This is a genomic window from Terribium retamae (genome assembly GCF_022347545.1).
Lineage (GTDB): Bacteria > Pseudomonadota > Alphaproteobacteria > Rhizobiales > Rhizobiaceae > Mesorhizobium > Mesorhizobium retamae.
The window spans coordinates 25,408-38,076 of the sequence record NZ_JAKREW010000029.1; the positions used below are offsets into that span (position 1 = coordinate 25,408).

Sequence of the window (12,669 nt, forward strand, 5' to 3'; positions counted from 1 at the left end):
GTCCGTTCTTAGGCTGTCAGTCTTCTAGCAATATTCTTTCGTCGTCTGAAAGTGCCGCGAAGGCTTCACGCGCTTCCGCCGGTGTCGTCTGGCCGTCGATAGCTCCTTCAACGATATCCCTTGTCGCGTGATATGCCGGTCCGCGTCGAGACTGCGGCCAGTCGATCAGCACGTCGATCGCGCCCTGCACGGAGGTGACCAGTCTGGACGACGCGCCCGTAGCGCCGGTTCTTATCCGAACCGGAGCGTCGAATGGAAGGCTGCCATCCATGGCGTCGCTGATGTCGACGGTCGCCTTCGCCAAGACGTTGGCCTCCCGCGCTGCGTCCGCAAAGGCCTCCCTTGCTTCGACGGGTTTTTGCTGCCCGTGCAGAACAGCCAGGCACACTGTTCTTGCCCTGATGTGCATGGCCGTGCCTTGCCGAGGCCAGCGGTTGATCAGCAAATGAGCGGCTTCCCTGGCATTGGAAACCTGATGGACTGTCCTCACCGTACCGACCACGACCGGTATCGGTCTGTCGAACCATCCTTTTTCCATGAGAGGTCCTCCCAACGTATTTGACGATCAAGGTCAACGCGATCTGCGGGCAGAGGTTGCATGGGTCTGCAACTCGCCTTCCACAGGAGCAGCCAAGTGTCAGTTGCGGATCGCGGTGCTAGCTGGAGGCGAAGTTGGCGTGCTGCCAGCAACGAATAATGTGACCTTCAGCGATCACGCTCCGCGGGGGGGCTGCCTCAAGGCAAGTTGGCTGCGCCAGCGGGCATCGGCCGGCAAATGCGCAGCCTTTATCCGATATGCCTTCTGGGGCAGGGGAAAAGGGGCTCGCGCTGTCGATACCCGCATTGTCCGCGGCGAGCAGCATCGCGGTATAGGGGTGATTGGGGCCCTGGAAAATCTGATCGGACGAACCTTCTTCCACAAGGCGACCGCGATAGAGCACGCCGATCCTGTCGGCCATGTAGCGCACGACCCGGAGATCATGACTTATGAACAGATAGGCAGTGTCGTCGCGGCGTTGCAGATCGTTGAGCAGGTTCAGCACGGTTGCCTGCACCGAGACGTCGAGGGCGGAGGTTGGTTCATCCAGGACAACGAGCTTCGGCGTGCCCGAGAAGGCGCGCGCGATTGCCGCACGCTGGCGCTGGCCGCCGGAAAGCGCGCCGGGCCGACGCTCGGCAAATGCAGTGGAAAGCCGCACAGATTGCAGCAATTCGGCTACTCTCTGCGTTCTGGCCGATCGCGACAGGCCAGCCAACCGATGCAACGAGCGGCCAAGAATCGTGCCAATCCGTTGGCGCGGATTCAAAGTGCGATCGGGCGACTGAAAAACCATCTGCACGTTGCGGCGCTCGACCGGCTTGCGTCGCTCCACGCGAGCGGCAGCGGCTTGGCCCAAGAGTTCGACTGTGCCTGCGACGGGTGCCTGCAGGCCTGTCACGATCCTGGCGAGGGTCGACTTGCCTGAACCGGATTCACCAATCAACCCATAGGTCTCACCGGCGCCGATCCTCAGGTCGATTCCATGCAGCACTGGATGGCCACCGAAGGATTGTCGGATGTCCTTGCAGAGGAGCACCGGCTCGCGCAGACGCTCAACGGTAGAGATATGTTCAGCTGGTTTTATCGAGTCGCTATGAGAGGCCCCGGGTTCCGCAAGAAGGCCGTCGCGCTTGGTGTATGCCAGTGTCGGAATGCTGCGGACCAGCATTTGAGTATAGGAATGCCGCGGTTCTTCGAAAAGCGCGTTTGCATTGCCGCTTTCGACGACAGCGCCCGATTGCATCACAGCGACACGCTCGCAACAGCGTTTGACCAGATCGATGTCATGACTGATCAAAAGGACGCTGGTTTGATGGCTTCGGCGCAACTCCTCTAGGATCGCGATGATCTCGGACTGTACGCTGGCATCGAGCGCGGTCGTCGGCTCGTCCAGGATCAGCAGGGCAGGGTCGAGTGCTATGGCAATGGCGATGTTGGCACGCTGCTGCATACCGCCCGACAATTCATGCGGATAAAGCCGGAGCATGCGCTCCGGATCGGCAACGCGTACGCGGCGCAACAGATCTGCCGCTTGCCGGGCTGCATCCTTTTGGCCGGCATTGCGGTGCCGCACGATCGTTTCGGTAATCTGGCGGCCGATCGTCAGGCTGGGATTGAGCGCCGAACCGGGGTGCTGGTAGACGGCCGAGATGCGGTCTCCGCGCAGCCGCCGCAGCTCTTCTGTGGAAAGTGTTCGCAGGTCACGCCCCAGAAATTGCAGCGCGGAAGCTTCCACCTCTGTATGTTTCGGCAGGTAGCGCAAGGCCGCCAGCGCCACCGAACTCTTGCCCGAACCTGACTCTCCAACGATCCCCAACGCCTCGCCCGGCTTGACGCTCAGGGAGACGTTGCTGACTGCACGTTGCAGTGAACGGCCCGATCGGTAGCTCACGGAGAGGCGTTCGATGTTCAGAACGAATGGCGATGATGTCTCTTTCGGAACCACATTCTTCTCACTTTGCCGTCCGGGGCAACGGCTTCCGGATGTGAGATCCATAATGTCTATAAAATTACTCGTATTGAATATGCGCGCAATCTAACCTTTTGCCGATTTGGAGATTTTCGGCCGCTTGCTTCGTCGACGCGGCGAAAGTTTTGACTGCAAAAGGGAAGGAGCCAGCCATGGCGCACGGTCACATCATCCTCAGCGCGTTCTTCTTCAACCCGCAGGGCGATCATCGCATGTCATGGCGGCATCCACGCGCGCCGGGCCGCGAAATCCTCGATTTCGACTATTATCGGGATCTTGTGCAGGCGGCCGAACGAGCCAAGATCGATACGATCTTCGTCGCCGACCACGTATCGATCTGGGATTCGGTGAAAAGCGGCGTCGCCCACTATGCCAATGCCCGCCTCGAGCCGTTGACGCTTTTGGCGGCGCTGGCGGGGGTGACCAGGCACATCGGATTGATCACCACCGCCTCGAGTTCCTACAGCGAGCCCTACAATGTGGCGCGCTTCTTTGCCTCGCTCGACCATATCAGCAAAGGCCGGGCTTCCTGGAACGTGGTGACCTCCGCCATGGAAGAGGAAGCCAAGAATTTCGGACGCGACGGCAACATCGATCATGCGCTGCGTTACGAAAGGGCTGCTGAGTACCTCGATATCGTCAAGGCACTGTGGGACAGCTGGGAAGATGAGGCGCTGCTGATCGACAAGGAGAGCGGCTATTTCGCCGATCCGGCCAGGGTCCACGCCATCAATCACAAGGGGCCGCATTTTAGGGTGCGCGGCCCGCTCAACGTCTCGCGTCCGCCGCAGGGCCATCCGCTGATCGTACAGGCCGGCTCCTCGGAGGACGGCAAGAATTTCGCGACGGCCCATGCCGACGCCCATTTCGCGATCTTCAGTACCAAGGAAGATGGTGTCGGCTACCGCAAGGACATCAACGAGCGCCTGGCCCGCCATGGAAGACGCCCGGAAAGCTTCAAGATCCTGCCTGGGATCCTACCGATCGTTGCAGGCTCGAAGGACGAGGCACTCGAGCGCCAGGAATACCTGCAAACCCTGCTTCCCGATCAGGTTGGCATCGACCTTCTGTCGAGCTGGAGCGGGCTCGACCTCTCCGCCTACCCGCCGGACGGGCCGGTGCCGCCGCTGCCGGACGAAAGCACGTTCAACGGCGGTCACACCTCACTCAATCGCGTTCGGCAATGGGCCAAGCAGAACCTCACCTTGCGCGAGGTCGCACGCCGTCTTTCCAACAGCGGTTCGGTTCCGACAGTCGCCGGAACGCCGGTGGAGATCGCGGATCAACTGGAAGATTGGTTCGTTGCCGGTGCCGCCGACGGCTTCAACCTGATGTTCCCGCTGCTGCCCGAAGACTGGCACGCCTTTGCCGAGAAGGTGGTGCCAGAGCTGCAGCGCCGTGGCCTTTTCCGGACCGAATACGAGCCGGGCACGCTGCGCGATCGTCTCGGCCTCCCTCGTCCGGCCAACCGCTTCGCAGAGCAACGTGACAATGAACGTGCGGTCTCGTGATCGCTTCAGAGGGAATGATGCCATGAACGCGCCCGTCACAAACACGAAGCTGCAGCCACGCGAAGTCACCACGCCTCAGCTCATCAATGTCCTTTCCAGTCCCAAGCGCATCCGTGTGCGTTTCAATGGTGGGACGATAGCCGACAGCCGCGACGCGCTCGTGCTGCGCTCAAACCATTTCCTGCCGATCTATTTCTTTCCGCCTGCATCCGTCCTGCCATCTGTCCTCAAACCTTCTGGACACCGCGACCCGCATGAGGTCGGCGGCGAGCGTCAATATTGGGACCTGGACACCGGTGGTCGCCGAGTGGCGAACGCCGCCTGGACCTTCGTGTCGCCGCCGGACGAAGAGCTTGGTCCGCTTGCCGGCCGTATCGCCTTTGTCTGGAACGCCGTCGACCAATGGCTCGAAGAAGAGGAAGAGGTCTTCGTCCATGCGCGCGACCCTTACGCCCGCATTGATGTGCTGCACAGCTCAAGCCATGTCCGAGTCTGGTTCGACGGTGAGCTTATCGCCGACAGCCGGCGCCCGGTGCTGCTGTTCGAGACCCATCTGCCGACCCGCTACTACATCCATCCGGACGACGTGCGGCTCGATCGCCTCGTTGCGTCCGACAGCACGACCCGGTGTCCCTACAAAGGCATCGCCTCCTATTGGTCGGGCAAGCTCAAGGATGGCTCGATCACCCAGGATATCGCGTGGAGCTACCGCGATCCGATCGACGAGATCCCGAAGATCAAAGGGCTGATCGCCTTCTATCCGCAAGCCGTGGACCGCATCGAACTCGACGGCGAAATCGTCTCCTAGCCGTTCCCCTCACTTCCTCCATTCATCGGAAAAACAATGACCAAACGTTCTGACATCGATGCCTTGCGCGGCCTGTCTGGCGACCTCTGGAACATCGCCGTGGATGAGCATGCCTCGGGGTTCCTCAAGCGGCGAGACCTGCTCAAATACGCCATGCTGATCGGCCTGACAGGGTTCGCGACATCGCAAGGACTCGGCTTTTCAGGCACGGCACGCGCCGCCGCTAAGCCCGGCGGCACGGTCCGGGTCGGCCTCGACCAACCGACAGCCGCCATCGATCCCATCCTTGTGACGGACCCGGCCAGCATCGCGCTGATCAGCCAGGTTGGGGAATATCTGCTGCTGGATGACCCGAGGGATGGCCTGCTGCCGCGACTCGCCGTTTCCTGGGAAGCCGACGAGACCGCCCAGCGCTGGACCTTCAAGCTGAGGCAGGGCGTCAAGTTCAACGACGGTCGAACGGTCACGGCGAAGGATGTCGTCGCCTCTTTCGAGCGGCTGGTCGACCCGAAGAGCGGCTCATCCGCTTTGTCTGCCTACAAGGGGATCCTTTCCAAGGGTGGCATCCGACAGGTCGATGAGCAGACGGTTGCCTTCGAACTCGATGCGCCCAACAGCAACTTTCCATTTTATGTCTCGTCCGACGTCGTCAACGCCATTATCCTGCCCGCCGACTATGGCGGCGACTTCGAAAAGACCTTCATCGGTACCGGTCCGTTCAAGCTGGAATCCTTCCGCCCCAAGCAGGGCGCGACCTTCGTGCGCAATCCCGACTACTGGGGCGAGCAGGCGCTGCCCGACAAGATCGAAATCAAGTTCTTCGATGACTCGCAGGCGCAACTGCTGGCCCTGCAGGCCGGCCAACTGGACGTAATCCCCGAAACCACTCGATCTTCCCTGGCGATCGAGGGCAATCCAGCCTTCCGGATCATCAGCGTGCAGGCAAGCTCGCACGACGAGGTGCATCTGCGTACCGACCAGGCGCCGTTCACCGATAAGCGCGTGCGCCGCGCGCTTGCGTTGACGATCGACCGCGAAGCCGTGGTGAAGGGCCTGCTCAAAGGCCGCGCAATCGTCGGCAACGACACGCCGTTTGCGCCGATCTTCCCGTCATCGGATCCATCGGTTCCGCAGCGCAAGCAGGATCTTGCCGAAGCGAAGCGCCTGCTCGGGGAAGCGGGCTTTGCCAATGGCTTCGACGTCACGCTGACCACCGAGCGCGCCTACGACATCCCGGACTATGCCGTGCTGATCCAGAACTTCGCGAAGAAGGCCGGCATCAACATCAAGCTCAACGTGCTGCCTCAGGACGCTTATTATGGCTCGGCCACTTTCGGCAGCTCACCTTGGCTGGATTCCGTGCTCGGCATCACCGATTTCGGCCACCGCGGCACGCCCGATATATTCCTAAACGCAACACTCAAGAGCAGCGGCACCTGGAACGCGGCGCATTTCAACAATCCTGCTTATGACGGGCTGTTACTCGACTACAGCAAGGCACGCGATCTTCAGGCACAGAGGCTGGTCGCCGGCAAAATCCAGAACCTGCTGCTGGACGAGACGCCGCTGATCATCAGCTACTTCTCGCAATACAGCCGTATCACCAGCGCAAAGATCGAGGGCGTGCGGTTTACTGCGATATCGCATCTCCTGCTCGATCGCGCCTCCTTCGCATGAGCGGGGGATATCGATGACGCTGTACCGAACCATCGCTGCACGCATCGGTTCGCTGCTGTTGACGCTGTGGCTGGTCAGCGCGCTGGTCTTTTTCGCCGGGCAGGTTCTGCCGGGCGATGTCGGACGCGTGATGCTGGGGCCATTTGCCGATGCTGAGGCGGTTGCTGCACTCAACCAAAAGCTCGGCACCGATCAGCCCGTGCTCGTGCAATATTGGCGTTGGTTCGAAAAGGCGATCCAGGGCGACTTCGGCGTATCGTTGTCGTTGCGCCAGCCGGTTGGCCCCTTGGTTCTGGAAAGTCTCCGCAATTCGGCAGCACTGGCCGGTGTCTCGCTCGCCCTGCTGATCCCGCTGGGCATCGGCGCCGGTATTGTCGCTGGCTTGAAAGCCGGGAGTCTTGTTGACCGGGCAATCGTGTTTTCTGGCGTTTCCCTGGGAATCGTGCCGGACTTCGTTTCCGGCCTTCTGTTGCTGATCGTGTTCGGCCTATGGTTGAACTGGTTCCCTATATCAGGGGTTGCTCCGGTCGGTTCAGGCTTCTGGACGAACAGCTATTACCTGATCCTGCCGGCATTGCCGCTCGTGCTCAATCTCCTGGGCTATATTGCGCGCATGATTCGTGCCGGCGTGATCGAGGCCGTCAATGCCGACTATACGCGGTCAGCGGTGCTGAAGGGGCTTACCCGGCGCGAAATCATCTTTCGCCATATGCTGCCCAACGCGTTGACGCCGACCATCGCAGTGATCGCAACGCAGAGCGGCTTCCTGCTCGGCGGGCTCATCGTCATCGAAGCGCTGTTCGGCATCCAGGGACTAGGTAATCTCGTCCTGACCGCGGCGAAGGGGCGAGACTTTCCCACTCTGGAAGCCGGCGTTCTGGTGATCGCCGCCATTTTCGTGGTTTCGGCGACTGTCGGCGATCTCATCCAGATGCTCCTCGACCCGCGTCAGCGGCGTAGGGCGGCAGCATGACCGATCTTGTCCATTCTCCGGCTTCCGACACTGCTGCAGGGAAACCGAGCTTGCGGGTGCGGTTGCGCAATCGGCTTCCCGCGCCGTCGACGCTGATTGGCAGCGTCATCCTGCTGTTCTGGGTTGCGTGCGCCGCATTTGGCCACCTGTTCGTGCCTTTCGACCCCTATGCGGAAGATTTCCTTGCCATGCTGGCGCCGCCGGATGCCACCCATTGGTTCGGAACCGACGCGCTGGGCCGCGACATCCTTTCCCGCATCGTGGTCGGTTCGCGCGATATCCTGCTGGTCGCGCCGCTTGCCACATTGGCCGGCGTCGCGGCAGGCAGTCTGATCGGCTTGGTGTTCGGCTATTTGGGCGGCTGGGTGGATGCTATCGGCGCGAGGTTGCTCGACGCCCTCATGGCGTTTCCCTTCATCGTGCTGGTTACCATGACGTTGGTCGCGCTCGGCCCGTCGAACCTGACGGTCATCCTGGTGATCGGCATCGCCTACGCGCCATTGGTGGCGCGGACCGTACGAACCGCTGTGAGGCAGGAGCGCGAGCGGGATTACGTGAGTGCGGCGCGGCTGGCGGGCGAGAGCTCGATTGGCATCATGCTGTTCGAAATCCTGCCGAATATCCGCGAGACGATCCTCGTCGAGCTCATCACGCGGCTCGGCTACGCCTTTTTTTCCATCGCCACACTGAGTTTCCTGGGGCTCGGTATCCAGCCGCCTTCGGCGGACTGGGGGCTCGCCATCGCGGAAGGATACGGGTTCCTGACCGGAGGCAAATGGTGGATCGTCGTCTTCAATTCCGGCGCGATCGTATCGCTCGTCATGGCGGCGAACCTGATCGCGCAAGGAGTGGATTCGTCCGAGCGGAACTAAGGGAATTTCTTGCCCTTCAGTCCTTTGGGTTTCATCCCATCGGCCGTTTCCATGAACTGAGCAACCGTATCGATCCACGCGGCTGCCTTTGGAGGGATCTCGGCTTCTTCGGTCAGCCATGCCTCGACCAGAGATACGTCGCATCCTAGAACTTCAGCCAAGGTCTCAACCGGCCAGTGGACCACGGAAAGGCATTCTTCGAGGCGTTCAGGTGTCATCGGAGTCCGCTTTTAGCTTGGATTGGCTTGCAGCTCTTTTGGGAGCGGTTGGCTCGAGCATTGCAAATGGAGCTCGCGCGCGAGCAGTTTTCGCTGTTTTTGCTGATGCTCCTTGATAGCCAGCGCAATCCCGATGCCATATGGGCCAAGCAGGAGACCAGGAGCCAATTTGCGGGTCTCCTTTTCCTTGGCCTCGTAGGCCAATGCCTTTGTGCGGACTTGCTCACACTGCTTCGACTGCCATTTGGGATCCTGGGTCGAGAGCGTGGCGGCATAGTTCGAAGGGGTCGTCGTACATCCCGCGACTGCTGCCACCAACAAAATCGCAATTAACGTTGACAAGTGTCTCATTGTCCTGAGCCTCAAATATCATTGGCTGCGCGCGTACCATCCTGCCGTTCGACCGGCACGTCGCGCTTCAACAATTCGCCCAAAACATGCGCCGTTTCCCGCAACAGCCAATCGACATCGGATGGCTCAAGCTTATCCTGATGGTCGATCGCATCCATTACCGTGACCAGCAGGTCGACGCCTCTCTGGTGTAATTGCATTCCTGCCTCATCTCTTGCCCGAATGCTCCTCGCAACGAACAAAGAACACCATCCGCTTTGATCCTCAAGAGAAACTCATTCGGCTTGCTTAACATCGGGCAGGCGGGGCAATCCAGTCCCGGCAGTTTATTGGAACTGCACATCCTTGCTGGAGTTCCTCCCCTACAACCAAGGAGGATTTTATGCTTAGAGGCGCCTTGCTCTGGATTGTTGGTATTCCGTTGCCGGTGATCATCATCCTTTGGCTTCTAGGGTACCTCCATTAGAGGCGTTTCCGCTTTCGTGGCAACGCTTGCGCAATTCCGGACGTAAAATCGCGACCTTCGGAGATTGCCGTAAATCGATCGCCAAGATGAAGAGCAAAGGAGATGCCGTGATGGCTGATCCGAAAAAGCCTAATCCCGACGAAGATGTGCCGGACCCGATGCCCAAACCGGGCCCGCGGCCAGACGAAGAACCTGACCCTGGAAGGCTGCCGGAAGAGATACCGGTACCAGGTCCGGACGAGGTAAAGGACATTCCGCCCTACGCCTTCACGCCGCCGCGGCCCATACCGGACCCGATGCCACCAGGACCTGATCCTGATCCCGGGCCGCCAACGCCTCCCGGTCCTTTTCCTGATCCTGCACCGCCTCCCATACCAACAAGATAGCACGATTGCCGCCGGCCGGCCGTTCCTGCTCTAGACGGCGTCGCTGGATTCGGAATACGAGACGACGGTTCGGAAGTCGTAATTGAAGCTGCAGCCGCCGGCAGGTTGACCCACCGGCGACGTTTTCGATTGTCTGACAAGTCGATCTTATTCGGCTGCGCCGATTGCCTTCAGCCCGACGACCGCGCACTTGGCGTCGATGTCGCCCGAAGGGGCGCCGCCCACACCGATACCGCCGACCAGCGCCTTGCCGAATTTGACCGGCAGGCCACCGGCCTGGATCACCATGCGGCTGTCCATGTCGCGCATGCCCTCATTGGCCGGCTTGCCGGCGATGAATTCCGCCAGCCCTGCGGTGTCGCGGCCGAGTGCGGCCGAAGTGAAGGCCTTGCCCTCAGCGCTTGCGCCGGTGTGCGGGCCGGAATTGTCGCCTTTCAGCACAACCTTGGTTGCGCCGTCGTGCGCCACGATGGCGACGCTGACATTGTGACCTTCGGCAACGCAGGCCTTGAGCGCGGCGTCGGCCGCCTTGGTCGCCAGCTCAAGCGGCAGATAAGGGGTTGTCGGCAGTTCCTGCGCGGTTGCGGCAAGCGGAGCAACGACAGCGGCTGCAAGTACGAGAGTGCGGATCATCATGGTCTCCTGTCCAGTTGATGTGGAAAAGATACCGTTCGATCGGTGCCGTCGGTATTCGTAGGACTTGCGGCCGGCTCCGTAGTTCTACGGAGTTTCTCGGCCCTCCAGCCACAGCCGCGTCATCTCGGCCTGCGATGTCGTGCCAAGCTTGGCGCCGATGGCGGCGCGATGGCTCTCCACGGTGCGAGGCGACAGGCCAAGCCCCTCGGCGATCTGCCGGGTGGTGAAACCTGAGGCGATACGGTCGAGCACCTCGCTCTCCCGCGCCGTCAACGCCGCGAGCAACGTGATCGTTTCGGCTGTTTCGGCGCGTTTGCGCAAGGTACGCTCCAGCACCTGTTGGCCTTTCTGGATCGCATCGATCAGATCCTGCTCATCGATGGGCTTCGACAGGAAATCGACAGCGCCGTTACGAAAAGCACGCCGGCAGGCCTCGATGTCGCCATGACCGGAAATGACGATGGTGGGCCAGTCGACGCCTTGTTCCGCCAGTCTTTCCTGTAGTTTCAATCCGGAAATGACCGGCATGCGGATGTCGAGGATGAGGCAGCCGGGCTCTAGCCGGGCGACCTGCGCCAGAAAAGCCTGCGGATCGGCGAAGCCGGTGACTTTCACGTCGACTGTCGAGAGCAGCAGGCTGAGCGCACGACGTACCGCTTCATCATCGTCGACGAGATAGACAGGACTGCTCATTGCGCGGCCTCCGCGATTTGCTCTCTCCGCGGCAAAACGACCCGGAAGGTGGCACCCGGACCGGTATTGATCAGCGTAATCTCGCCGCCTGCGCGTTCCACCAGGCGCTGGCTGAGCGCCAGGCCCAGCCCCGTGCCGTCGGTGCGGGTCGTGGCAAAAGGAGTGAACAGTTTGTTTCGCACGGCTTCGGCCACGCCCGGCCCGTTATCGCTGATTTCGAAAACAGCGTGTGTACCATCATCCTTCAAGCTCATCGTCACTTGCGCAGCATCGCCACGTTCAGCCTCCAGAGCCTCCATCGCGTTGCGCACAAGATTGAAGGCGACTTGTTCCATTTCGACAGGATCGGCAACGATCACAACCGGCTTTTCGGGAAGGCGGACATCGAGCCGGATGCTGCGTGTCGCCGCTTCCGGTCCAAGTAGTGTTTGCACATTGGTCAATGCGCTGCGCAGGTCGAATGCCGACGCTGGCGTGTTCTGCGGCCGCGACCAGTTGCGGAATCGCTCCAGGATGCCGGAAGCCCGTTTGGCCTGGGTGACTGTGTCGTCCAGAACCGCCGCAAGGGCCGCGACGTCGCCCTTGCTCGCCAGTCGGCGTCCGGCTTGCGTCTGTGCCAGGATGGCAGTGAGCGGTTGCGTCAACTCATGCGCCATACCGCTGGCCATCTCGCCGAGCGCATTGACGCGCGAAGCGTGTGCGAGCCGCGATTCCAAGGCACTGAGCCGCGCCTGTTCAACGGCAGCCCGTGTGCGTACCCGCTGGTGCAAGATGCCCAGCACGGCAATGTATGCGAGGCTGACGGCAAGCAGCGTCACAAGCGTCTGGAAGGGAGGAAGGAGATCTGCGATCCCAATTTCCACGCCGGTTTCGAGAATGAGAGGCTGGGAGGCGCTGCCGAGCGGCCGGGAAAAGCCGATTGCGGCAGGCATGGTAGGCGGACCAACCACAAGCTGCCTGTCGGGCAGGGACAGCCGTGTAATCACGCCAGGACGCGTCCAGAAGGGAGCCTCGTCGCTGATCAGCTTGCCGGCATCGATACCCAGCATAAGCCCGTAGCGGGCAGCCGCACTGTTCGGGCTACGTTTGATCATGACGTAGTGGCCGGGTCGGGTAGGATGTCGCAGTAGCGCTATCCGGCCATCCGAAGCCCGGGCTGCCGCGCGGACCAATTCCGCCGCTGCTGTGTCGAGCGGCGCCGTACCGGCGATTTCAGCCTGGGCATCCAGCGGAACAAGCTGCACCTCGTCGATCCGTGGATAAAACCGGGCAATGGTCGATGCGACGTCGATGAACAGGTCGAAGCTGCGGCCGTCGGAAGCCGTCGCGATGGCGGAAAGCGCCGTCATATGAGCGTCGTGCTGGTCAGCCCGCTGTGAGGCCAGTCGGTGCAGAACGAAACTCTCCTGAGCAAGTTCGTTGCTGAGCGCGCGATATTGCCAGGCTGCCAACACGCCAGCCGCAGCCAGCAGCAGGAGGCACCAGACGACAATCAGGCTGGACGGCCGAGCGAGGATCGAACGTGTCATCGGACCATTGTGGCAGTTTGTGCGCTTTAGCTAAAGGGA

At 61.1% G+C, this 12,669-nt stretch carries 13 protein-coding genes; 5 read left to right on the forward strand and 8 right to left on the reverse strand.

The genetic code is table 11. From position 1 onward, the window contains the following. Positions 1–16 precede the first annotated feature (16 nt). Together L4923_RS22320 and L4923_RS22325 are read right to left on the reverse strand one after the other, a co-directional pair. Positions 17–538, reverse strand: coding sequence for a DUF982 domain-containing protein (locus L4923_RS22320; RefSeq protein ID WP_239369276.1), 522 nt, complete (start codon positions 536–538; stop codon positions 17–19). Between the two features lie 118 nt (positions 539–656). Further along, positions 657–2,486, reverse strand: a complete 1,830-nt coding sequence (locus L4923_RS22325; protein ID WP_343303902.1) for a dipeptide ABC transporter ATP-binding protein — start codon at positions 2,484–2,486, stop codon at positions 657–659. A 176-nt stretch (positions 2,487–2,662) separates the two neighbouring features. Here L4923_RS22325 and L4923_RS22330 point away from each other — a divergent pair, with 176 nt between their 5' ends. From L4923_RS22330 to L4923_RS22350, 5 genes are read left to right on the forward strand one after another with little or no spacing between them, the layout of a single operon-like run. Further along, positions 2,663–4,021, forward strand: a complete 1,359-nt coding sequence (locus L4923_RS22330; protein ID WP_239369280.1) for an LLM class flavin-dependent oxidoreductase — start codon at positions 2,663–2,665, stop codon at positions 4,019–4,021. A 22-nt stretch (positions 4,022–4,043) separates the two neighbouring features. After that, positions 4,044–4,829: a DUF427 domain-containing protein gene (locus tag L4923_RS22335; protein ID WP_239369282.1), complete on the forward strand. Its 786-nt coding sequence runs from the start codon at positions 4,044–4,046 to the stop codon at positions 4,827–4,829. A 36-nt stretch (positions 4,830–4,865) separates the two neighbouring features. Next, positions 4,866–6,506 carry an ABC transporter substrate-binding protein gene (locus L4923_RS22340; RefSeq protein WP_239369284.1) on the forward strand — a complete coding sequence of 547 codons (1,641 nt, stop codon included), beginning with the start codon at positions 4,866–4,868 and terminating at the stop codon, positions 6,504–6,506. A 13-nt stretch (positions 6,507–6,519) separates the two neighbouring features. After that, positions 6,520–7,479: an ABC transporter permease gene (locus tag L4923_RS22345; RefSeq protein WP_239369286.1), complete on the forward strand. Its 960-nt coding sequence runs from the start codon at positions 6,520–6,522 to the stop codon at positions 7,477–7,479. Further along, positions 7,476–8,351: an ABC transporter permease gene (locus L4923_RS22350; protein ID WP_239369288.1), complete on the forward strand. Its 876-nt coding sequence runs from the start codon at positions 7,476–7,478 to the stop codon at positions 8,349–8,351. The genes L4923_RS22345 and L4923_RS22350 overlap by 4 nt, the downstream gene beginning before the upstream one ends. Here L4923_RS22350 and L4923_RS22355 read toward each other — a convergent pair. The 6 genes from L4923_RS22355 to L4923_RS22380 form a co-directional block, all read right to left on the reverse strand. Next, the gene (locus L4923_RS22355; RefSeq protein ID WP_239369290.1) at positions 8,348–8,569 is read right to left on the reverse strand and encodes a hypothetical protein; all 222 of its coding nucleotides are present in this window, start codon (positions 8,567–8,569) and stop codon (positions 8,348–8,350) included. The two genes, L4923_RS22350 and L4923_RS22355, sit on opposite strands and share 4 nt — an antisense overlap. Before the next feature lie 12 nt (positions 8,570–8,581). Next, on the reverse strand, positions 8,582–8,920 hold the full coding sequence (locus tag L4923_RS22360; RefSeq protein ID WP_239369292.1) for a hypothetical protein: 339 nt from the start codon (positions 8,918–8,920) through the stop codon (positions 8,582–8,584). Positions 8,921–8,931: 11 nt separating this feature from the next. Then, complete coding sequence (locus tag L4923_RS22365) at positions 8,932–9,120, reverse strand: hypothetical protein (RefSeq protein WP_239369294.1); 189 nt, start codon at positions 9,118–9,120, stop codon at positions 8,932–8,934. A gap of 799 nt (positions 9,121–9,919) precedes the next feature. Next, entirely contained in the window at positions 9,920–10,405 is a 486-nt protein-coding gene (locus L4923_RS22370) for a GlcG/HbpS family heme-binding protein (RefSeq protein ID WP_239369296.1), read from the reverse strand. A gap of 87 nt (positions 10,406–10,492) precedes the next feature. Continuing rightward, entirely contained in the window at positions 10,493–11,101 is a 609-nt protein-coding gene (locus L4923_RS22375; RefSeq protein ID WP_239369298.1) for a response regulator transcription factor, read from the reverse strand. Continuing rightward, positions 11,098–12,630: a sensor histidine kinase gene (locus tag L4923_RS22380; protein ID WP_239369300.1), complete on the reverse strand. Its 1,533-nt coding sequence runs from the start codon at positions 12,628–12,630 to the stop codon at positions 11,098–11,100. The genes L4923_RS22375 and L4923_RS22380 overlap by 4 nt, the downstream gene beginning before the upstream one ends. Between the last annotated feature and the right edge of the window lie 39 nt (positions 12,631–12,669).